Annotated in this window: 18 protein-coding genes; 11 read left to right on the top strand and 7 right to left on the bottom strand. The window is 42.6% G+C overall.

Annotated features, from left to right (window positions below):
- Window positions 1-2 precede the first annotated feature (2 nt).
- A complete protein-coding gene (locus tag ACFOSV_RS03885) occupies window positions 3-1,625 on the top strand; it encodes a hypothetical protein (RefSeq protein ID WP_377903600.1) in 1,623 nt (540 codons plus the stop codon).
- Window position 1,626: 1 nt separating this feature from the next.
- Here the strand turns inward: ACFOSV_RS03885 and ACFOSV_RS03880 are convergent, their stop codons facing one another.
- The 5 genes from ACFOSV_RS03880 to tilS all read right to left on the bottom strand — a co-directional run bounded on the left by ACFOSV_RS03880 (window position 1,627) and on the right by tilS (window position 9,045).
- Complete coding sequence (locus ACFOSV_RS03880; RefSeq protein ID WP_377903598.1) at window positions 1,627-3,291, bottom strand: mechanosensitive ion channel family protein; 1,665 nt, start codon at window positions 3,289-3,291, stop codon at window positions 1,627-1,629.
- A 50-nt stretch (window positions 3,292-3,341) separates the two neighbouring features.
- Complete coding sequence (locus ACFOSV_RS03875) at window positions 3,342-6,050, bottom strand: hypothetical protein (RefSeq protein ID WP_377903596.1); 2,709 nt, start codon at window positions 6,048-6,050, stop codon at window positions 3,342-3,344.
- Window positions 6,051-6,149: 99 nt separating this feature from the next.
- The gene (gene mdh / locus ACFOSV_RS03870; RefSeq protein WP_377903594.1) at window positions 6,150-7,085 is read right to left on the bottom strand and encodes a malate dehydrogenase; all 936 of its coding nucleotides are present in this window, start codon (window positions 7,083-7,085) and stop codon (window positions 6,150-6,152) included.
- A gap of 122 nt (window positions 7,086-7,207) precedes the next feature.
- Entirely contained in the window at window positions 7,208-7,723 is a 516-nt protein-coding gene (locus ACFOSV_RS03865; protein ID WP_377903592.1) for a Crp/Fnr family transcriptional regulator, read from the bottom strand.
- A gap of 2 nt (window positions 7,724-7,725) precedes the next feature.
- The gene (gene tilS / locus ACFOSV_RS03860) at window positions 7,726-9,045 is read right to left on the bottom strand and encodes a tRNA lysidine(34) synthetase TilS (protein ID WP_377903590.1); all 1,320 of its coding nucleotides are present in this window, start codon (window positions 9,043-9,045) and stop codon (window positions 7,726-7,728) included.
- A gap of 48 nt (window positions 9,046-9,093) precedes the next feature.
- Here tilS and ACFOSV_RS03855 point away from each other — a divergent pair, with 48 nt between their 5' ends.
- The 10 genes from ACFOSV_RS03855 to ACFOSV_RS03810 all read left to right on the top strand — a co-directional run bounded on the left by ACFOSV_RS03855 (window position 9,094) and on the right by ACFOSV_RS03810 (window position 20,145).
- Window positions 9,094-10,764, top strand: coding sequence for an OstA-like protein (locus ACFOSV_RS03855; protein ID WP_377903588.1), 1,671 nt, complete (start codon window positions 9,094-9,096; stop codon window positions 10,762-10,764).
- A 132-nt stretch (window positions 10,765-10,896) separates the two neighbouring features.
- Entirely contained in the window at window positions 10,897-11,613 is a 717-nt protein-coding gene (locus tag ACFOSV_RS03850) for a T9SS type A sorting domain-containing protein (protein ID WP_377903586.1), read from the top strand.
- A gap of 73 nt (window positions 11,614-11,686) precedes the next feature.
- Window positions 11,687-12,583 (top strand): outer membrane protein assembly factor BamD, encoded by an 897-nt coding sequence (locus ACFOSV_RS03845; protein ID WP_377903584.1) that lies wholly within the window; start codon window positions 11,687-11,689, stop codon window positions 12,581-12,583.
- Window positions 12,584-12,599: 16 nt separating this feature from the next.
- A complete protein-coding gene (locus ACFOSV_RS03840; RefSeq protein ID WP_377903582.1) occupies window positions 12,600-12,911 on the top strand; it encodes a DNA-directed RNA polymerase subunit omega in 312 nt (103 codons plus the stop codon).
- 4 nt (window positions 12,912-12,915) lie between these two features.
- A complete protein-coding gene (gene coaBC / locus ACFOSV_RS03835; RefSeq protein WP_377903580.1) occupies window positions 12,916-14,121 on the top strand; it encodes a bifunctional phosphopantothenoylcysteine decarboxylase/phosphopantothenate--cysteine ligase CoaBC in 1,206 nt (401 codons plus the stop codon).
- Window positions 14,122-14,150: 29 nt separating this feature from the next.
- Complete coding sequence (porD, locus tag ACFOSV_RS03830) at window positions 14,151-15,053, top strand: type IX secretion system protein PorD (RefSeq protein WP_377903578.1); 903 nt, start codon at window positions 14,151-14,153, stop codon at window positions 15,051-15,053.
- A 15-nt stretch (window positions 15,054-15,068) separates the two neighbouring features.
- Window positions 15,069-16,727 carry a DNA repair protein RecN gene (recN, locus tag ACFOSV_RS03825; protein ID WP_377903576.1) on the top strand — a complete coding sequence of 553 codons (1,659 nt, stop codon included), beginning with the start codon at window positions 15,069-15,071 and terminating at the stop codon, window positions 16,725-16,727.
- A gap of 78 nt (window positions 16,728-16,805) precedes the next feature.
- Complete coding sequence (locus ACFOSV_RS03820) at window positions 16,806-17,621, top strand: enoyl-ACP reductase FabI (RefSeq protein WP_377903574.1); 816 nt, start codon at window positions 16,806-16,808, stop codon at window positions 17,619-17,621.
- 125 nt (window positions 17,622-17,746) lie between these two features.
- Window positions 17,747-19,330 carry an amidohydrolase family protein gene (locus tag ACFOSV_RS03815; protein ID WP_377903572.1) on the top strand — a complete coding sequence of 528 codons (1,584 nt, stop codon included), beginning with the start codon at window positions 17,747-17,749 and terminating at the stop codon, window positions 19,328-19,330.
- Window positions 19,331-19,344: 14 nt separating this feature from the next.
- Complete coding sequence (locus tag ACFOSV_RS03810) at window positions 19,345-20,145, top strand: alpha/beta fold hydrolase (protein ID WP_377903570.1); 801 nt, start codon at window positions 19,345-19,347, stop codon at window positions 20,143-20,145.
- Between the two features lie 23 nt (window positions 20,146-20,168).
- Here ACFOSV_RS03810 and ACFOSV_RS03805 read toward each other — a convergent pair whose 3' ends face one another.
- Window positions 20,169-21,035, bottom strand: a complete 867-nt coding sequence (locus ACFOSV_RS03805; RefSeq protein WP_377903568.1) for a glycoside hydrolase family 16 protein — start codon at window positions 21,033-21,035, stop codon at window positions 20,169-20,171.
- 65 nt (window positions 21,036-21,100) lie between these two features.
- Window positions 21,101-22,495 (bottom strand): hypothetical protein, encoded by a 1,395-nt coding sequence (locus ACFOSV_RS03800; RefSeq protein ID WP_377903566.1) that lies wholly within the window; start codon window positions 22,493-22,495, stop codon window positions 21,101-21,103.
- Between the last annotated feature and the right edge of the window lie 100 nt (window positions 22,496-22,595).

Raw genomic sequence — 22,595 nt, 5'->3', positions numbered from 1 at the left:
CTATGAAGTATAGCATTTTCGTTCTGTATTTACTGCTCGTAGGATTTGGTTCTGGCGCTTTCGCGCAAAGTGATTCCTCATCTCTCGCGGTGGAGTCCATTAGTTTTTCCATTCCCAAGACCATTTATTTTGGAGGAGAGCGAATCTGGGTGGATTTGGCTGTGGAAAGTGATGCGAGTGCATCCCGATCACAAATCGCTTATGTGGAGCTGCTCAATCGTTACAATGAATCCGTAGCCATCGCCAAAATCCCGCTGAATGACGGCAAGGCCTTGAACTTTCTTCGGTTGCCTAATTCCCTACCTTCTGATCATTATCTCCTTCGAGTTTTCACCCGTGTGAGTGCGTATTTGGACATCTCTGGCGGACTGAAACAGCAGTTTATCACTGTTTTCAATCCTGAAATTCCACCTCGGGTAGAAGCTAGTCGAGATACTTTTGATGGAAGTCAGGAATCTTCATTGATTGTCCTTTCTAGCCCTTCGGGCAAAGCTGCTGAAGTGTTCTCCCTTCAAGTGAATGCAGGAACTGATGAATTGCTCGAGGTGAAAGTCGCTGCCCTCAATCCCTTTTTGCCAAAGCATGAGCAGCTTGCTTCAATGGAGCTTTATCAGCCATTGGGAGACAGAACGCTGGTGCCTGAATTATTTGGTCATGTAGTTGAAGGGTTTGTGGATGTGGCTGAACTCGATACCACGCAGCTTTATTACCTATCCATTCATGGGGAAAAATCAGCGCTTTTTACCGATCGTCCCGATTCCAAAGGAGGTTTGTACTTTGATACCGGTGGCATTCGAAACTGGCGATTTATGATCGCTCAGGCCTTGGGTAATCAAAGTTTAGTGAACCTCACCATTGTATCTTCTGCCCCACAAACCAAGTTTTTGCCAGGCTTTACCTTTCCGGAATTGATCATTACTCCGCAAGACGAGGCACTTTTACGATCCTTGCTTCTAGGAGGACAGATCGAAGGATATTTTTCGCAAGAATACACAAGTGAAAGCTTTCCAGTCGTGACTGGATTTGTGCAGGATCAGACCTATATGCTGGATGATTACACACGATTTGATAAGGTGGAAACGGTGATCAAAGAGTATGTTCCTGAAGTCAGCGTAAAAACGATCGATAAGAAGAAGGAATTTAGGGTAATTGATCTGGTCCGAGGGACTATTTTCGATTCCAATCCACTGATGATCGTGGATGCCATGCCTATTTTTGATTCGGATCTTTTGGCCAAGCATAATCCCGAGGGCTTTCAAAAGCTTGAAATTCTCTCAAGGTCATTCTTCCTCAACGAAGAGGAATTTCCGGGTGTGCTAAGTTTCAGTTCGTACAATAATGACTTTGGAGGCTTTCCTATCCCTTCGAACGGAGTGTATTTGGATTATCAAGGTTTGCAGTTTGAAGTGAACGAAACGGAAAACCTATTTTCTTTTCTAGAAGAAGATCGACTCGACGATTGGAGGACTATTTTGTATTGGTCCAGTAGTCAGCAGGGAAAACCAAACACTGCTCTAGAACTGAAATTACCAGAACTTACGCTCACTTATCAAGTGGAGGTAAGGTTACGCTCAGCATCTGGAGAAAATCGTACTGAGCGAAAAACCTTTCAGGTGACTAAATAGGCTAGTCTTTTTTACCCAATTCCTTTTGCATAAACTCTCCTAGCTTCCGCTGGTAGCTAGCCGCTGATTCTTGACTGAAGTCTGGGGAAAGCTCCTTTTTCTCAGGAAAGGATTCCATATGTAGCGTTTGTGTTGGGAAGGCAAATCGAACCCCAAGTGTTTCTGCTAATTTCATAATTTGAATCAGAAGCTCGTGTCTGCATTGGAGTTCCAAAGGCCAAGTTGGCACTTCGAAAAACACGTAGAACATGATGTCTAGGCTATAGGATGACAGGTTATTGAAATAGATATTAAAATAGTCTTTTCTCGTATGCGGATGGGCTAGTACTATTTCCCGCAGGCCTTTGACAAACTGCTCCGTGAGTTCAGGAGGCGTGTCGTAAGTGATCGTTAGTGTGGTATAAAACCGACGATATTGTCTCAAGCCATGATTATCCACCGTAGCATCAGCGATTTTGCCATTGGGGATATACATCACCGAATTTCTGAAAGTGCGGACACGTGTGGACCGAAATCCGACCTCTTCGACAGTACCATCTACCTCACCAGAAGTGATCCAATGTCCTACTTGAAATGGCCGATCAATAAAGATCATGATGGAGCCAAAGAAATTTTTGATGGTATCCTGTGCCGCTAAAGCAATGGCTACACCACCGATGGAGAGTCCGGTTAGGAATGGAATGATGTCTAGGTTTAATCCATCTCTTAGGATGAATAGAGTTCCTATGACCACCACAAATGCTTTGAGCGTTTTGCGAAGCAAAGGAACCAGCTGGTCATCAAGCGTAGACTCAGTCTTTGCGGCCAAGTTGACGAAATAGGCAGAGATTACATCTACTATTTTGTAGAAAATGATTGTGATAAGCAAAGGCTTCAAGACCATGAAAATCACGACCAGCCAAGACCAAATTTCGATGGGAAGCTGCAACACTCGGATAAAGAGGGATAGCAAAAGAACGATAAAATAAATACTCGTGACTTTTGCCACTGGGAGAAGGTACTGCTCACCCATTTTGCCGTACCCAAGTCTGGCCATGAGGTACAGTAAGCCTCGATCCACCAGAAACGTGAACAGCCAATGCATGATAAATACAAATAGAAGCAGAATCCCTAAGCCGACGATTTGCCAGAGGTACAGTCCGAAGTATTTGTCATTCCCAATCTTGGGCAGTAAGTCCAGAAGCTTAGCCGTGCCGTAGGGGTAAGTTTGCCGGTGCAAGCGATCGATTTCTGCTACTGAAAAGGCTGAAAATTTCCAGCTTTCTCCGCGCTTGGCGAGGAAAATGCCCGGGAGCTTTTGTCGATCAAAGTAGTATACCGATTCTCCCCCTGCTAGGCTATCTACGTAATTTGGTTCATTTGGAATAAGAGAAGTCCTGACAGCCACTCCTTTTCCTTCAAAAATCTGTTGGAGTTTAATCGTCAGATCTACCTGATCAGCATCTTCCATACCCTTCCAGTTGAGTGCCTGAGCCGCTCTTTCAGGATAGTAGTTATTATCCTCTAGGTTAAAAAAGTAGGTGAGCGTAGTGTGATAAGGGGAAGTTAGATTCACCTGATAATCCATCTCCTCCAGCGCATTATCGTCTGATACCAATTGTGCAAATGCGCTTTGGACGAAAAGAATCAGTATGCTGAGAAGCACGATTTTCAGTTTGTTCATCATGATTTTGGATTGAGTTTGCAAGTTAGCCATAAGCCAAAGGACCTCAAAACTTAGAGGGCCAAAGCATATTCTTTCATTTGGGATCCAGAGACGCTTCTGATGAGGTATTGCTGTCCACTTGAGTCAAAAGCGATATCAAGTTTTCCGCTGCTCTCTAATGGTAAAGCGGTCATGAGCTGACCATCAAAGTCATAGAGATAGGCAAATTCCTGTATCAAGTCTGTCACCACAATGATTTTTCGTTTGGAGCCAAAGTTAAAGAACTGCACCTCGAAAGATTCTGTGGAGGAGCTGATCGTAAAGAGCTCTTCTTCCTGACTATTTCTGAAGGTAATCTTATTGAATTGCTTCCCGACGATCAAGAATTCATTTTCTCCTTGATCTGGTACCACCAGATATTCGCTCTCTCGATCCTCTTTCACCAATTGGTTGGTATAAGTTATTTCTCCATTGAAATTTACCCGAACGATGGCTCCATCCTTGGAAATATTTACCAACTCCATGCTATTGCTCAAAGGATTGTTGAATACCACTAAGGGAGATTTGAATCCTTCACCAATTCGGATCGGCTCTGCTACTTTTCGATTGCCTCGGCGATCGAATAAGTGCAAATCTCCTGGCTCAGTAAATGCCAACATATAATCTCCTTTTCTCGGAACACGGACATGGCGAGCTGGCCCTGTGCTAGGAGCTCCAACAGCATTGGGGTTCCAGCCTTCCAGCTTTTCACCTGTCTTATCGAGCAGGTATAGATCGCCGTCTTCGGTGCTTACGAAGTATCGATATGCCTTGGTATTGCTGTAATCCACCAGGTTGAGTGATCGGATTTTTTCACCCGAAAGAGAAATCGGATAGTTGGGTAGCGGGTTTCCCAGTCGATCAATACCATAGATCTTTGAAGGTGTTGCCACAAGAAGTTGCAGCTTACCATTTTTATAGTAATCTACTTGAAATGCATCTGATACGATTGGGCCATCTAAGGGTAGTTGATAGACAATCTCTCCAGCTGAATTGAGTAGAATTATTTCATTTTTGTCGTTTTGAAGGACAATGTCTTGTGAGCGATCCTGATAATTGAGAATGGCCTTAGGACCATAGATTAGCCTATTTTCAAGGTTAACTATCTTCGTGGGTTCAAGATTGATGCCGCTTGGCTCTGTTTGTGACACGGGTTCACTAGCCACACCAAAAGGAAAGGTGAGTGTCGCTTCCAAACGATCTGGATATTGATTGACTCGAAAAGCAAATCCATAAAACTGCTGAAAGCTAGCACTGTATCTTTGGAAATAGCTACTCCAAGCGGGGCTGGCAGATTCGGTCCAAGCTTCCCAAGCCTTATCCATCAGTACAATTTTGCTAAATCCAGAACTTGCGGAGAGCATACTCTGCATGGGGTGTTTACGTGCAGATTTACCCCAGGTCTCCCCATTTTCGATTTCATCCAAGATCAGTTTCATGCTTTGCTGATTATTGGTGAAAATTAGAATGTTGCCAATAGCAGTGATCCAGGATTGATTGAAGCCGACAAACTTCCCTTCGAAGAGATGGGAGGGGAAATTTTGTTCATCAATCAAAATGATTTCATAGCCCCGGTAAAAGTCGGAGACAATATCACCTTCTTGACTTTGATAATTTTTAAGCAACTCAATGGCTGCGCCTGGATTTGCATTTCGGGCAATTAATCCAAGGTTGACAGGTACTGGACCTATTTTTTCCAGCTTTACCAAATAAAGGCCTCCGTAAAAAGTGTCCAAAAAACCTTTGGAAAGCAGCTCAACATCTATCTGAGCAGCGAGAGTCGCACGAGGGGTAAATGCCAGATTTTTTAGCTTTTGGGTTTCATAGATACTTTCCAGATTGATCTGAGTGAGATCTGTCGTGCTCAAGGGTATTGCGTCTAATACCTCGTTCAAGTTGGCTTGGATGGAAGGGGTAAAGTTCACTCCATTATCGAGGGTGATCTCCCCGGAAAAAAGAAGCTCATCGTCTTGAAGTTCTAGATTCAAGGCAATTCCCGTTTGGTATTGTTCATATTTCTGAATCACCGGGTCTACTGTGATTCCCTTTACACCTTTGAGGAAATTGGCAACACCTCTGCTGGAAAGGAGGAGTCTGCTATGTGATTTTTCTGCAAGAATTTCAGAACTGAAGTAGTCACTGAAATCTAATAATTCTCCATTTTCATGAAATCGAATCGCTTCTTCGACCAAGAAGGAAGATGCAGAAATCAGCACTAGATCATCGAGAAATGCGACTGACCAGATCCGTTCATTTTCCCCATCGAATAGCTCAAGAATCTCTTGCCCGCTGTACGTTCGTGCTTGGAATCGCTCCCCACCCGAAAGCCGAGACTGGATATCCTCAATAAGAGATTGGGCGCTTCCTTCACGAAGATTGATCATGAAAAGCAGGTCAAAACTTTCCTTACCCAGCGGGTGAAAGCTGACGGTAGTTTGTGTACCGTTGAGTTCTCTGGCGAGAGCACCTTGAGAACCAAGAAGGCTATCCAGTATAAAAAGCTGATTGCCTAGTTTTTGAAATGGTGGAAAATTGAGAAGTAAGGGGTGTGCCTCCGCTGCGGCCATGTCATTCCAAGTTTCAGCGGCATTGTATGATTCAAAAACAAAAATGGCCTCTTGGCTGATCAGCTCGAGGTTGTTGATCTTTTTTGAAGAAAAATAATTTTGAAAAACCCAAATCCCGCCTGCTACAAGAGCAGCTAGAAGAATTAGGACAGTGATACTTTTCCAGATTTTCACGCTTTATTTTTTGTGCTCAGATTAGTATGCAAAAATAAGACCTAAGACTTCGTTGCTAGGCTTTGATGTCTTAGGTCTTTACTTGCTATTTAGGTGGAATTAGCTCGAAAGCTTATCCAAAACGGCCATTACTTCTTTTACATGGCCTCGAGAAGTCTCGAGAAGTGCTTTTTCTTCAGCATTCAGATCTAGCTCGATTACTTTTTCAATTCCGTTTTTGCCGAGAATTACTGGCACACCAAGGTAACAGTCATCAATTCCGTACTCACCATCAAGTTTGATACAAACTGGGAATACTCGTCGCTGATTTTTCAAAATAGCTTCTACCATTTGTGCAGCGGCGGATCCTGGTGCATACCATGCTGAAGTACCCATCAATTTTACCAATTCCCCACCACCAAATTTGGTACGCTCAATGATTGCATCAAGCTTATCTTTTTCGATCAACTCAGTCACTGGAATACCTGCAACCGTAGTATATCTCGGTAATGGCACCATTGTATCTCCGTGACCTCCCATCAAGATGGCCTGAATTTCTTTTGGTGACACGTTTAATGCTTCTGCAATAAATGCGCGATATCTAGCTGTATCCAAGATTCCAGCCATACCCATCACTTTGTTTCTTGGGAATTTAGAAGTCAAGTGTGCTTGGTAAGTCATCACGTCCAATGGATTGGAAACGATAATGATGATGGCATTTGGAGAGTGCTGGATCACTTGCTCAGTTACTGACTTTACAATACCGGCGTTGGTCTCGATCAGGTCATCTCTGGTCATACCTGGCTTTCTTGGTAGTCCGGATGTAATTACCACTACATCAGAATTTGCTGTTTTGCTGTAGTCCGCAGTGCTACCCACAGTACGGCTATCGTATTGATTGATAGGGGCTTTTTGCCAAATATCCAGCGCTTTCCCTTCGGCTACGCCTTCTTTGATGTCCACAAGGACGATTTCTTCTGCGATCTCTCGGTAGGCCAAAACGTCGGCACAAGTGGCTCCCACATTTCCTGCTCCTACTACGGTTACTTTGCTCATGGTAGATTGTATTTTTTTAAAATTGATTTGATTAAAAAAAGCTGCGCTAAGTTATTAAACGTCGGGCAGAATAGAAACTTAAATCAGGATATGATTGGGGTGAAAAAATGTGAATGCTGGATTTATTCAAACATTTGTCTGAGTCGGAAAAAGCCGAAAGACTCTCGATAGGATCGGAATAGTCTCTGGTTGTTTTCATTGTAATATTCCGCCAATGAGGACATCATTTTGGCCTTGATCTTTGGATTGCTATCAAAAATTTCTTGGATGGCAAAGTGAGGAATCACCAGCAAATCAGCATCCTCAGACTGAACGATCGCGGTGTAAGTCCGCTTCGCATTCTCTAGCAGGGAGTTTTCTCCAAAGAAATCGCCCTTTTCGACCTCTAGAATAGTTTCAAAATTGTCCTTGATGTCTATGGTCAATTGTACCTTTCCTCGCTTAATCAGATACAGTGCCTGGCTAGGGTCTTTACTGAAAAAAACCACCTCATTATTTTCGTATTTTCTGGAATTTAATGCGGATAGAAAGCGCGCCATCTCTTTGTTTCGAAGTCGCTCAAAAAGTTTGATGGAGGATAGAAACTTGAAAGTTTCTAAGTCTTGATCAGAGAAGGTTTTGGAAAAAGGGTTTTGCATGTTCAATTTTTTTTGAGGTAAAAAATCTTTCGGGTGCCTGCGGTGGTTTTCGCCCAGTCCGCAATTCGATGGCCTATTATCCAAGCGATTTTACCTGCGGAAAGTACAACTTTCACTGGTGCTTTTTTAATAAATGGAATTTTTAAATCTATCAGAAAGTCACTCACTTTTTTTTCCTGGCTCATCCCTAGGGGATTGAATCTGTCGCCTAGTTGCCAAGTTCTGATCTCTAAGGGAAAGCTCAGTAGATCAAAATCAAGCATGGCATTACTGGAGTTTTTGTCGATGAAATCACCGGGTTGGCTGTGGATAATGGAATAGCTCTCGTTTCCGAGATTTAGCTCAATGTCAGAGATACCCAATTCGAGAGGAGTAAACTCCATCTCTTTTTTGCACACCAAAATATCTTCACGATCGACATTGGCCAGATACTCGCGAGACTCGAAGATTTTCCCAGAGTTCCCTAAAATCGCTGCATGGTGAATGTTTTTGCTTTGATCCGAATTGAATCCAAACTGCCTCAGCCAATAAAATAGGAGGGACTGCGAGCCAGAATATTGCTTCAATGCCTGAATCTCCAATGAGAAAATCCCATCCATCTCCTTGCTATAACGTGAAGTCCACTCTTCGAAAAGACTAGCAAACGCTCTGCCCGTATCTCGGATCCGATCAAAGCTTGCTAACAGATTTTGTCTGGAATCTTCTTTCATATCCATTAGATTTGGCAGCATTTGGTGACGAAGCTTATTGCGCAGGTAATCTGTTTTTTCATTGGACGAATCTTCACGCCAAGACAGTCCTTCCGATCTTGCAAAACCCTCAATCTCCTCTCTTGAAAAGGGAAGTAGTGGTCGGATAATTTGTCCACGTTGATCAGACATTCCTGAGATACCTTCTATTCCGGTTCCACGGAGGAGGTTTAGAAATATCGTCTCAATCTGATCGTCTTGATGATGTGCTACGAGTACGGCGGCAAGGTTTTGCTGGGCCAGAATTTGCTCAAAAAACGCATAGCGAAGATCACGGGCGGCTTCTTGCATCGAGACCTTGTGGCTTTCTACATAGTCTTTGGTTTGGGCTTTTTTGAGATGAAAAGGAATGCTTTTTCGTGCTGCAAAATCCTGAACAAATAATTCGTCTTGATCGCTTTCTGTTCCGCGTAATTGAAAATTGACATGGGCAATGTCAAAAGAGACTCCCGATTTTTCTAAAAGGTGAGCCAAACACATGCTATCCAAACCCCCACTGCAGGCTAAAAGATACCTTTTATCAGGATCAATAAGACTCTTCTCTTGGATATGCCGTATAAATGCTTCGATCATTGATCAAAAATATCATTTTCTGCTAATTTTGCGCATCACCGGCATCCTATGGCTCGACATTTCTTCTTTCTGTTTTCTCTTCTTTTCATTTTTGTCAGGGTGGATCTATGGGCACAGCAAAATCTTTTGGAGATCAAAAAGGCAGATCTTTTGCGTGGAGCAGATGGGTTTGAGCGGCTTCTAGGTAGTGTAGAAATGAAGCATCAGAGTTCTCTGATTTATTGTGATTCAGCGCATTTTTTTAGAGCTGAAAATAAAGCCAAACTTTTCGGGAATGTGCGAATAATTGACACCGATGATCCCATCGTAACCACCAGTAGGTATGCGGAATACGACGGGAATACCAAAATTGCCAAACTGAGGAATCAAGTGGTATTTACCAATCAGGAGACTACCTTGTACACAGAGTTCCTGGATTATAATCGAGCCACAAATATTGCCAATTACTTCAATGACGGCCGTGTGGTCGATTCTACTAATGTGCTGACCAGCGAAAAAGGACTATATGAGGTGTCCTTGGAGCGGATCACCTTCATCAATGACGTGATTCTGGTCAATCCAGACTACACGATGAAGACAAATTATCTGGTCTATCTCACCATCCCAAAAACTGCTGAGACCAAAGGCTTGACGAATTTGGTCTCCAAAGAAGGGAATACATTGGACGCACATAAAGGAAGCTTTTATGAGACTCAGCAGAAGCAGTTTAGATTTTATGAGGGGATAGTAGATACTGAGACGAGTCGAGTGAAGGCAGAGGAGCTTTTTTATGACGAGGTCAAAATGTACTATGAGGGCAAGGGCAATGTGCAAGTTCTCAACAAGGAGCGAGAGGTAGAAATTTATGGGGATAAAGGTGAGTATTACGAGGAGCGAAAATTCAGTAAAGTCTATGGGAATGCTTTGGTTCGGAAGTATTTTGAGCAAGACACCCTATTCATGGTTTCAGATAGCTTGATTTCTATCGATAATGAAGTGGATTCCCTGAACTACCTCACGGCTTTTAGAAATGTTCGTCTAGTCAAGTCAGACGTTTCCTCCCGTTCAGATTCGCTGAGTTATAATTTTTCAGATTCCACAATACAGTTGTTTACGGACCCGGTTCTCTGGAATGAAAAAAGCCAAATCACCTCGGACAGCATGATTTTTTACCTGAAGGAGGAGAATCTGGATCGTGTCATTATGAAGGAAAAGGCCTTTGCTATCGCTCAGGACACTCTTCTGAATTTTAATCAAATGAAGGGCAGGAAGATGACTGGGTATTTTTCCGAAGGAAATATTTCCCGCTTGCAAATAGATGGCAATGCTGAGTCGCTCTATTACCTGCTTGAAGCGGATTCCTTAACTCAAGGGGTTAATGTGACCTTAAGTGCCACCATTCGAATGGATTTCGAGGATGGAGCTATTCGCAAGATGATGTACAACATCAAACCCGATGGGAGATTTATACCCGTTCAATCTGTAAATGATGAAAACTCCAGATTGGATGACTTTGTATGGCGCGTGGAAGAAAAACCAACGAGAGCTGATATTGATGATTGGCGCAAGCCCGAAGAAATTGATTTAAATGCAGAAAATCTTTTTGATGTTCCCGAGGTGAAAATCCGAATGCCAACGGATGATGAAATACAAAATTCTCTTCGTGAAAAGGGTTATTTCCCTGACAAAATCCTGAGGCCCAAAAATTTAAGGCCTTTGAAGCAAAAGGGTAACGAATAGGTTCGAGAAAAATTTTTAATGGTTAACATCAATTAACCGGAAATTAACCGAAAAAGGGAACCTTGATTCTAATTTTGTGCGTATATTAATCACAGTTTCAATCAACTGAAGGCGTATAGATTAAAATTCTACATGAAAAAGTTTCTCACTATTTTTACTTGGCTCTTGCTAGGGCTGTCGCTATTCGTGGCAGCACAGGAAGTTAAGGTCCTGAGTGAGGAGATAGATTTTCGTGGGGATATCAACCAATCACAACGTAAAACCATCATTCTTCATAACGAAACTGATCAATCTCAAACGTATTTCTTGAAAAATCTGAGAGGAAATATAGGGTCTTCTCAAAACGTCAAAATTTGTATAGGTGATAATTGCTTTGACTCGAAAAGAGATTTAGCTAAGATTAAGATTAATCTTGCCCCTGGCGAAATCATGACTGATATGTACCTCGAGTTTGAAATGGGGATCATGGAGACAAGAGGCAGTTTTGATCTTTTCTTTGTGAACGAGAAAAATATTCGTGAGGCTTTTGTCGTTGAAGCAAAGTATGATGTCAAAGGTCCGACCCTCGCAGAGGAGGGTTTCACACATGATGCTATCTCCATCACGGATGTGTACCCGAATCCATCGCAAAGAATCGCGCAAATAGATTATGAAATAAAAGATCAGGATGTAAAAGCTAGAATTGCCATTAATAGTTTCATTGGTAATCCTATTCAGTCCTACACTCTTGATCCAGAAAGAAATACCTTACTTATCAATGTTTCAGACTTCAATCCTGGAGTATATTTCTACACACTATTCGTTGACAACAAAAATGTAGTCACCAAAAAGCTCGTCGTGAAGAAATAGTGAGAGTACCACACCATTGAATTTCATTTGAATCCAAAGAAAAACCCGTATATTTGCGGTCTTGAAAACTACCATGCGCTTACTTTCATACAGTCTTTTAGCAGTTTTTTTACTCTTCACTTCCTGTGGGCCCTTCTCAAAGCTGGAGAAAAGTACCAACTGGGAGGAGTTGTACAATGGTGCAAACAAGTACTACCAAGAAGGTGAATATAACAAGGCGATCATTCTTTACGATAAGGTTTTGCCAGTAATTAAGGGTAGTGAAAAGGCAGAATTGGCAGAGTATAACTACGCCAACTGTCACTTCAAAACGAAGCGATATATCGAGGCAGCTGGGTATTTCAGCAACTTCTATCGAACCTACAATCGAAGCCCTTTAGCGGAAGAAGCGCTTTTTATGAATGCGTATTCCTTGTTCTTGGATTCACCTGATTATAATTTGGATCAGCAAAGTTCTCAAGAAGCAGTAGCAGCCATTCAGCAATTTGTAACTCGATTCCCCAGCTCAGCTAGTTATGAGCGAGCGATGGATATGTTGAATACGCTTGAGGATCGATTTGAAGAGAAGGCATACCAGGAAGCTTCCATGTACTACAGATTAAAAGATGGTTTGTATCCTGGAGACTTTTATCGGGCTTGTATTATCAATTTCCAGAATTTCACCAAAGACTACCCAGAAAGCGAACACAATGAGGAATTGGCTTATAAACTAGTCGAGGTTAGCACGGGGTATGCCGAAAACAGCGTTTTCAATAAAAAGGAAGAAAGGCTCAAAGATGCAATTGGCTTTGCCAGTGCTTTCTACAGGAAATATCCCAATTCTGGCTTCATTGGAAAGGTGAAGGGATTTGAAGAAGAGGCTATCCAAGAACTGAATAAGCATCAAGAATTGGTGGCAGAAATTGCTAACCGACGTGCAGAGCAAGAGGCTGCAGCAATAGCAAAAGAAAAAACAGACGAGAATAAATAACACTAAAGCATATACTATGGCAGTTAATCCATCAATTATCACAAGAGATCTAGATAAGGTAGCTAACGTGACTGGAAACATTTACGAATCTCTCCACGTGGTAGGCAATAGAGCAAAGCAAATCTCTTCTTCCCTTAAGGAAGAATTGAATACTAAGCTTTCTGAGTTTGCATCTACCGTTGACAACCTTGAGGAAGTGTTTGAAAACAAGGAGCAAATCGAAATTTCTAAATTCTATGAAAGAATGCCTAAGCCGACTACTATGGCGATGGAAGAGTTCATGGAAGGAAAAATTTATTTCAGATTTCCTGAAGTAGAAGAAAAATAATAATATGAGTCTTAAAGGAAAGCGAGTCCTACTTGGAGTCACTGCGAGTATCGCAGCGTACAAGTCAGCTTTTCTGATCAGACTTTTAGTAAAAGCAGGAGCAGAAGTGCAAGTCGTTATGACCACTTCTGCTTTTGATTTTATTACCCCTCTCACCTTAGCTACCCTATCCAAGCGTCCTGTACTGAGTAAATTTCAAAAAGATGAGACCGGTACTTGGAACAACCACGTGGATCTAGGTCTTTGGGCGGACTTGATGCTGGTAGCACCTCTATCAGCGAATACCCTCTCCAAATTTGCGCATGGATCCTGTGATAACCTTTTAACTGCGGTTTACCTCTCTGCGAGATGTCCTGTGATGCTGGCTCCTGCCATGGATTTAGATATGTATCAGCATCCTGCGGTACAAAATTCTTTGGCAAAAATGAAAGCTTTTGGTCATATCGTATTGGATGCTGAAACGGGTGAATTAGCCAGTGGGCTTTCAGGTCAGGGTAGAATGATGGAGCCGGAGCATATTTTGCAGGCGGTTTCGGATTATTTTTCCAAAAGCAAAGACTTTGCGGGTAAAAAGGTACTTATAACTATGGGTCCTACTCAAGAAGCTATTGACCCAGTCCGATTCATTAGCAATCATTCTAGTGGGAAAATGGGAATGGCCATCGTAAAGGCTTTTCTAGCAAGAGGGGCGGAAGTGTATGCTGTTTCTGGTCCCACCAAATTGACTTTTCCAAAGGAGGTCAATACTACTCAGGTAAAATCAGCTCAGGAGATGTTTGAAGCCTGTCAAACAATTCATGCACAGATGGACATTTGTGTTTTTGCGGCGGCAGTTGCTGACTACAAACCTGCCGAGGTTGCTCCCCAAAAAATCAAAAAATCTAGCTCAAAGCTAGAGCTGACGTTGACTAAAAATGTGGACATTGCTTTGACTTTGGGCAAAGCCAAAAGTGCCCATCAAATTCATGTAGGGTTTGCTTTGGAAACCGAAAATGAAAGTCGTTTTGCGAAGCAGAAATTAACCAAAAAGAACTTTGATCTCATCGTCTTGAACTCCTTGAGAGATGAAGGTGCAGGTTTTCAGATAGATACCAATAAGGTCTCCATCATCCATGCTTCTGGTCTTTCATCGGAGTCTGAGTTGCTCCCAAAATCTCAAATTGCAGAATTGATTCTAGACGAAATCAAAAATGTTCCCGTTTGGATATGAGGAGTGGATTATTCCTTATTTTTATTCAAATGAAAAAACTATTGCTTGTATTTTTCCTTCTAGTTCTAGGTTTCAAGTCCTTTGCTCAGGAGTTAAATTTCACCGTTACCATAAACGCTGAACGGTCAAGAATCCAAAATACGGATGTCTTCAACCAGATGAAATCTAGTTTTGAGCAATTTTTAAACGGCCGATCTTGGACAGGGGATGAATATAGACCTGAGGAGCGAATCAGAGGGAATTTGCTGATCACCATTGGAGATGTGCCGCAGGTAGGTACCTACAATGCCACGGTTCAGATACAGGTTTTACGACCCATTTACGGTACCAATTATGAATCACTCACTTTTAATTTCGCAGATCGAAATTGGAATTTCCAGTACCTAGATTCTCAGCCTCTAGAGTTCAATCGATTTACGTATTTAAATAATATCACATCTCTTCTCGCTTTCTATGCCCATATCGCATTAGGAATTGATTATGATTCTTTCGAAAGCCGTGGAGGTAATCCATATTTTGAAATAGCCAATGACATCGTAAACAACGCCCAGCAATCCGGTAGACCAGGATGGGGGCAGAGTGCCACCGATCGAAGAAACCGCTACTGGCTGATCAATGATATTTACACCTCTTCTGTTTTTGGTAAAATCCGTGATGCCTATTACCTCTATCATCGTCAAGGGATGGATATTTTGTTGATTGATGAAGACCAAGCTTACAATAATATTTTGGAAGCAATCCGGATTCTGGCCGAAGCTAATGAAACGCAACCAAACGGGATTTTTACGATTTCATTTATGGATGCCAAAAGTGATGAAATCGCTCAGGTGTTGAAAAATGCATCTTTCGAATTGAGATCCGAGGCTGTCGAATTATTGCTTGAAGTAGACCCGAATAATGCCAGGAAGTATAATGACCTTCTTGAAGGTTAATTTTAACTTTGACCTATGCTCAAATCGCTTTTCATAAAGAACTATGCCCTGATCGATGATTTGGAGCTTTCGCCTTCGGCAAAGTTGAATATGATTACGGGTGAAACTGGAGCTGGAAAATCCATTATGCTGGGAGCCCTCGGCTTGCTAATGGGAAATCGGGCGGATACCAAGGTTTTGCTTTTTTCTGATCAGAAATGCGTAGTTGAAGGTGTGTTCCAAATCGAGGATTATGGGTTGAATGATTTCTTCAAGAATTCGGATCTAGATTATGAAGATCAATGCATTATTCGTAGGGAAATAAGCCCGTCTGGCAAATCCCGATCCTTTGTCAACGATACTCCTGTTCTACTCGATACGCTTCGTTCGCTCGGAGAGGTCTTGATGGATGTGCATTCGCAGCATGATACGCTGAAGTTGGGAGAAGGGTCTTATCAATTAGCCCTGGTGGATGCATTTGCTGGAAGTCACTCTGAAAAGGCGACCTATCAAAAAATTTTCAAGGAGTATATTCAGGCTAAAAAAGCCTTAGAAAAACTCAAGCAAGAAGCTTTCGAGCTGAAGAAAGAAGCAGACTTTAACGAGTTCCAGCTGAACGAGCTTTCGGCGCTGGTGCTAAAAAGCGGGGAGCAGGAATCATTAGAAGAGGAGCTCGAACTCCTTGAAAATAGTGAGGAGATTAAAGCTAAAATTCAGGAAATCCTTCTTTTAGCTCAAAATGAGGAATATGGAGTAGGGCAAGGAATGGCGAGCATCGCTCAGGCATTCAATCAATTGGCTGGACTTGGGAATAAGTTTTCAGCTCTTCAGGAGCGTTTCAAAAGCCTGTTTTTAGAGTTTAAGGACATCGAAGAAAATCTTGAAGATGATTTTTCGTCCATGGATTTGGATGTGGACAGCCTTGAAGAGATTCGAGATCGCTTGAGCAAAATATATCAATTGCAGAAGAAACATGGACTGGACTCTGTGGAGGCATTGATGGCCTTGGAGCAGGAGCTAGCAGATAAAGTTTTTCAAGTTCAAAACTTGGATGAGAGTATTGATGTTGCTGAGCGAGCATTTCAAGCTAAAGAAAAGGAGATGCAAGCGGCAGGTAAGCTTCTTACTGAAAAAAGAAAGTCTGGATTCCCCGAATTCGAAAAGCAACTGAAGTCCATTCTGACCCAACTAGCGATCGAAAATGCGCAAGTGAAAATTGAGCATCAGGGAATAAAACCAAGTGACTCTGGACTGGACTCGGTGGAGTTTCTATTTACAGCCAATAAAGGTACCGCACTTCAACCCCTGAAGAAAGTAGCGTCAGGTGGGGAATTCTCCAGATTGCTCTTTGCCATCAAGTATATCATGGCGGATAAAATGGCACTCCCAACGCTTATTTTTGATGAAATTGATACAGGGATTTCTGGCGAAGTTGCCTTGCAGCTCGTGAAGATGATGAAAGAAATGGCTGCAAATCATCAGATCATTTGTATCACTCACCTCCCTCAAGTTGCAGGTCAAGGAGACGCACATTTCTTTGTCTTCAAAGATGATACAGAGGAAAAAACAATTAGTAAAATCCGCGAATTGAAGGCTGACGAACGTGTTCTTGAGCTCGCCAAAATGATTGCGGGTGCAAGTCCATCGGATTCTGCAATACGAAGTGCCAAAGAGCTTTTGAGTAGCGCGATCTAGCACTTTGCTTTCAGATCCTTCCTGAGTCAGGAAAAAAGTCTATTTTTACACAAATTTTTACCCAAAAAAAGAATCACTATGCCTCAGAATTTGCTTGAAGGAAAAGTAGGAATCATCACCGGCGCATTGGACGAAAATTCAATCGCTTGGAAAACTGCGATAAAAGCCAAAGAACAAGGAGCTAAATTTGTGCTAACCAATGCCCCAATTGCCATGCGAATGGGTGCCATCAATGAGCTCGCACAGGAGTGTAACACCATTGTAATCCCAGCGGATGCTACAAGTTTGGAAGATATTGAAAAGCTTTATGATGAGGCAAAAGAGTTTTTAGGCGGAAACTTTGACTTTTTGCTTCACTCAATTGGAATGTCTCCAAACATCCGAAAGGGGAGATCCTACGGAGATCTTAATTATGACTGGGCGATGAAATCTTATGATGTGTCGGCTATTTCCTTTCATAAAATGATGCAAGTGGCTGAAAAGAAAGATGTCATGAACGAATGGGCTTCTATCGTAGGCCTTTCGTATATCGCCGCACAACGAATTTTTCCATTTTATACTGACATGGCGGATGCCAAGGCTTTACTGGAGAGTATCGCTCGGGGTTATGGGTACAGATTTGGCAAGGCCAAAAAAGTACGAGTGAATACCATCTCACAATCCCCAACCAAAACTACAGCCGGAACTGGAATTGGAGGTTTTGATTCCTTCTTCAACTTCGCCGAATCCCTTTCTCCCTTGGGAAATGCATCAGCTGAGTCTTGTGCCGATTATATCGTGACCATGTTCTCTGACTTGACCAGAATGGTGACTATGCAAAACCTCTTCCATGATGGAGGGTACTCATTCACTGGAATTTCCGAAGAAATGATGGATAAGCTCGGTGATATGTAAACCACTCATCTTCAAATTTGAAGCCTCTCCTTTGTCGAGAGGCTTTTTTGTTTTCGGCTCACCGGAAAGACGTTTTTTGTATTGACTTTTTATCCTAACTTATATTCCAAACACCACCAAACTCAATGATCAAAAGACTCTTATTACTCAGCACATTTTGTTTTTGTCTTATCTTTTCTACGCAAGCTCAAATCGAGCCAGCCCCAGATCGAAATGAAGGAGATGGACCGTATGGAAGGCTTATTCTTCGAGGTGTAACCCTAGTCGATGGTACCGGGGCACCGCCAATTGGACCAGTAGATATCGTTGTAGAAAATAATAGGATTGCTGCTATCCAAGTGGTAGGCTATCCTGGATTGCCTATTTCAGAAGGAAGAAGACCTAAAGCAGAGCCTGGTGACAAGGAATATGATTTGGAAGGTCATTATTTGCTTCCTGGATTTATAGATATGCACGGGCATATCGGCGGTAGAGGCCAAGGCACTCCAGCAGAGTACGTCTATAAACTTTGGATGGCTCATGGAATTACTACAGTGCGGGATCCCTCGACCGGGAATGGCCTGGACTGGGTTTTGTCTGAGAAGAAAAGATCGCAAGCAAATGAAATAACAGCTCCTAGACTTTTGGCCTATACTGCCTTCGGGCAAGGGGCCTCGGAGTCGATCACTACTGCTGCTCAGGCAAAAGCTTGGGTCCAATCCAACAAAGACAAGGGAGCAGATGGAATCAAGTTCTTTGGAGCAAATCCTGAAGTGATGCAAGCGGCTATTTCGGAAAACAAAAAACTAGGCCTTCGTTCTGCCATGCACCATCAGCAGCTGGATGTAGCGCGATGGAATGTGCTTAATTCTGCCCGTGCAGGGTTGACTTCTATGGAACATTGGTATGGACTTCCTGAGGCGCTTTTTGAAGATAGAACCATTCAAGACTTTAGATTGGATTACAATTACCAGAATGAACAACACCGCTTCGGTGAAGCCGGAAAGCTTTGGAAACAAGCTGCAGCACCTTATTCGGATCATTGGAATGCTGTGATGAATGAATTACTGGCACTTGATTTTACCCTTGACCCTACTTTTAATATTTATGAGGCGAATAGAGATCTAATGCGTGCGAGAACCGCCGAATGGCATTCTGTTTATACGCTTCCTTCTCTATGGAAATTTTATCAGCCAAGCCGTCAGTCCCATGGTTCGTATTGGTTTGACTGGACTACTGAGGAAGAGCTGCAGTGGAAGGAGAATTATAGACTCTGGATGACCTTTATCAATGAATATAAAAATCGTGGAGGTCGTGTGACCGCAGGTTCTGACTCAGGGTTTATCTATCAGCTTTATGGTTTCGCATATATCCGGGAGTTAGAACTTTTAAGAGAGGCAGGCTTCCATCCTTTAGAGGTAATCAGATCAGCGACGATGTATGGTGCCGAGGCTTTGGGAATGGATAAAGAAATCGGGACAGTAGAAGTCGGTAAATTGGCTGATTTCGTGATTTTGGAGGAGAATCCACTACAAAACTTAAAGGTGCTTTATGGTACAGGGGCAATTCGCATAGATGATACTAACACTCCAATTCGAGTGGGTGGGGTGAAATACACGGTAAAAGATGGGATTGTATACGATGCCAAGGCTTTATTGAAAGATGTGCAAAATATGGTAGAGCAGGCCAAAGGTGGTGTTCTGTTGAAGCAGCCTGGTTTGGATTGGTAATTAATCGGTAAGAAATGCCAAAAATAAAGGTAAATGGTGTAGAGCTTTTTTATACCGATCAAGGATCGGGTGAGGAGACAGTGGTTTTTTCTCACGGGTTGCTTTGGAGTCAGCTCATGTTTGAAAAGCAAATTGATTTTCTCAAAACGAATTATCGTGTCATTGCTTATGATCATCGTGGCCAAGGCCAAAGTCAGTTTGTCGAACCTTTCGATATGGACACCTTGGCTGTAGATGCTGCTGAACTGATCAAAGCACTTTGTGACGAGCCTGTACACTTTGTCGGACTTTCTATGGGAGGTTTCACCGGAATGCGACTCGCTGCCCGTTATCCGGATTTGGTTAAGTCTTTGGTGCTTTTAGAAACCTCGGCAAATGCTGAGCCAGTGGAAAACCATCCGAAGTATAAAACCCTGAATGGATTAGTGAAATGGGTGGGGGTGATTTCGCCGATTGCAAATCAGGTGATGCCCATCATGTTTGCTCAGAGTTGGCTACAAAACCCTGACAACAAGTCTCAAGTTAAGCGCTGGAAGCGTGAACTGATGAGAAACAAAAAAAGTGTAACTGCTGCTGTTGAGGGTGTGATTTACCGCAAGGGAATCGAGGACGAATTAAAGAATATCACTTGTCCCACAATGGTGGTGGTGGGTGATGAAGATGTGGCTACCAAACCTGAGAAAGCAAAATTTATTCAAATGGGAATTTCGAATGCAGTACTGCATACGGTAATTGGAGCAGGGCATTCAAGCTGTATCGAAAAACCCGAAGAAATCAATCGACTAATTTCAGAATGGCTCAGCCATAAAGAATAAAAAAAAGCCCCGAAGGACTTTTTTTATGGGTTGGTTTGAAAAACCCGGACATAATCCACAATCATATGCTGTGGAAATGTAGTAGTAGTATTTGGAGATCCAGGCCAATCACCACCAACAGCGACATTGAAAATGAAGAAGAATTTTCTTCTGAATTCATCTAATCCTGCAGGCGTAGTGTCGATTTCATGATATTGCTCATCGTTAATTAGCCACTTGATTGAGGTAGCATCCCAAACAATAGAGTAAACATGGAATTGATCAGCTAGCGTGCCAGTAGAAATACGCTTCTCACCACCAAACTGAGCTCTTGAACCGTTATTGTCCCAGTGGACAGTGCCGTGAACGGTATTCTCTCTTCCATTTCCTCCGATCATCTCCATAATATCAATTTCTCCGCAGTTTGGCCATCCCACTTCAGAGAAGTTGGACCCTAGCATCCATAGTGCAGGCCATAGACCTTGGCCTCTTGGCATAGTTGCTCTAATATCGATCCGTCCATATCGGAAGTCTTGCTTATTCATGGTCACCAGACGTGACGAAGTGTACGCAGCTCCCTCAAAATTTTCCTTCTTGGCAGTAATGATTAAGTGACCATCCTGTAAGGATGTATTTTCTCTTCTGTAATACTGTAGCTCATTATTTCCCCAGCCGTTATTTCCTCTTCCTATCTCGTAAGACCAATTTGAGGTATTTAGGCTGGATCCTTGAAAATCATCTTCCCATACCAGAGACATTCCTGGGTAAGAGTTAGGAGAAGTAGCGCCTGAAGTTGGGATCACCACTTTCTCAACTGGACTACCTGGGTTAGGTGTGTCATCTCCATCGCTGCTGCAAGCACTGTAGACAATAAGTCCTGCAGCCAAAATCATTAAATTAATTCTCTTCATCCTCATTCTATTTTAGAAAAAAATGCCCGCACAAAAAGCTTATGCGGGCAAGTTCAATCTATCTTTTACTTTGATATTAACTGGTAGGTCCACCAAACTCCTGAACCCGCTTCGATATTAAGCGTCATTCTTTTGGTGTCTCCGTCTTCTGTATAGCTTACTACGGAATAAGTGATTTCAGTTGGAACGCTTACGTTTGGAAGTTCGCCGTCATTATTCACTTTAGGAAGAGCTACATGGGCTCCTGTTCCCATTACTTTAAGGCTTGACCCATCAAACTCGTAATTGAAAGTACCATTACCATCATAAGGGGCTACTGGTGTACCGCAAGATTCTGCGCCCACTCCTTGCCATGGCTCTAGCCAAGTCTGGTCGCCCATATCGATAGTGAATGTACCATCTTCATTGAAGGTGTACACATCGTCATAGAAACATGCTCTATCAGCCACAGCTTCCGCTGAAATAGCGAACCACTCAGTGCTTCCTTGTGTAGGTCCTACTCCCAAAGAACCAGCTACTGGCTCCACACTCCATTGACCAACAATATCCACTGTAGGGGCTGGTCCTGATGTCAGTTTGAAATCCCACCAAACACCACTTCCGGCTTCAATTCTTAAAGTCATGTTTCTAGTCTCGCCTTGCTCAGATTGATCTACAATAGTATAGGTGATCTCGTTTGGTACGGGTACATTTGGTAGCTCACCAGCATTGTTAACCTTTGGAAGACCTACGTGAGCGCCTTCACCGCTTAATGTCAATGCTGTACTGGTATAGGTGTATGTAAAGTTCCCTCCATTATATGGAGCAACTGGTGTACCACAAGATTCTGCACCTACTCCTTGCCACGTTTCTAGCCAAGTCTGGTCACCCATATCAATAGAGAATGTGCCGTCAGCATTGAAGGTGTAAGTATCGTCAAAGAAACAAGCTCTTACCACTACATCACCAGCAGAGCTAGTAAACCATTGTCCATCGCCAGGTGCTGGACCGACTGCAAAGGCTCCAGCAACAGGTGCCATAGTCCATACACCAGTAATGTCAAATGCTGGTCTCGCTGGGGCTACTGTGAAAGATCGGTTATCTACACTGGCATTACCGTTGGTATCAGAAACAGTTACATCAAAATTGTAATCACCTGCAGGAAAACCACCCGGTACAGTAATAGTTACTGTTTGATTGTATCCTGAAATAGCTTCACTTCCAGATTCTACCGTTACTCCAGCACTAGTGATGCTGTACTCCAATAGTCCCAATTGACTAATCTCACTTCCCTCAATAGCATCCTTCATGCTTACATTGATTCTGAAGTCTTCTCCTTCAGTAGTCCCCGATGAAATACTTCCTAGCTGAATAGTAGGAGGTGTATCTATAATCGGCACTTCTGAAAAACCATTGTCGCAAGCCCAAACAATGGCAAGCCCTGACAATAGCAATAATCCGTTTTGTAAGAATTTTTTCATGGGTTTATTTTTTTCCACTAATCAATTATTTAATTCTCACTCTCACAAGTTTGAGGATGCATCAAGATTTCATCTATCTCAATTTTTTAATACATCAAAA

The sequence above is a fragment of the Algoriphagus namhaensis genome (genome assembly GCF_042649705.1).
Classification (GTDB): domain Bacteria; phylum Bacteroidota; class Bacteroidia; order Cytophagales; family Cyclobacteriaceae; genus Algoriphagus; species Algoriphagus namhaensis.
The sequence above is the reverse complement of the archived record's forward strand: the minus strand, read 5'-3'. Positions and strand labels throughout refer to the sequence as shown.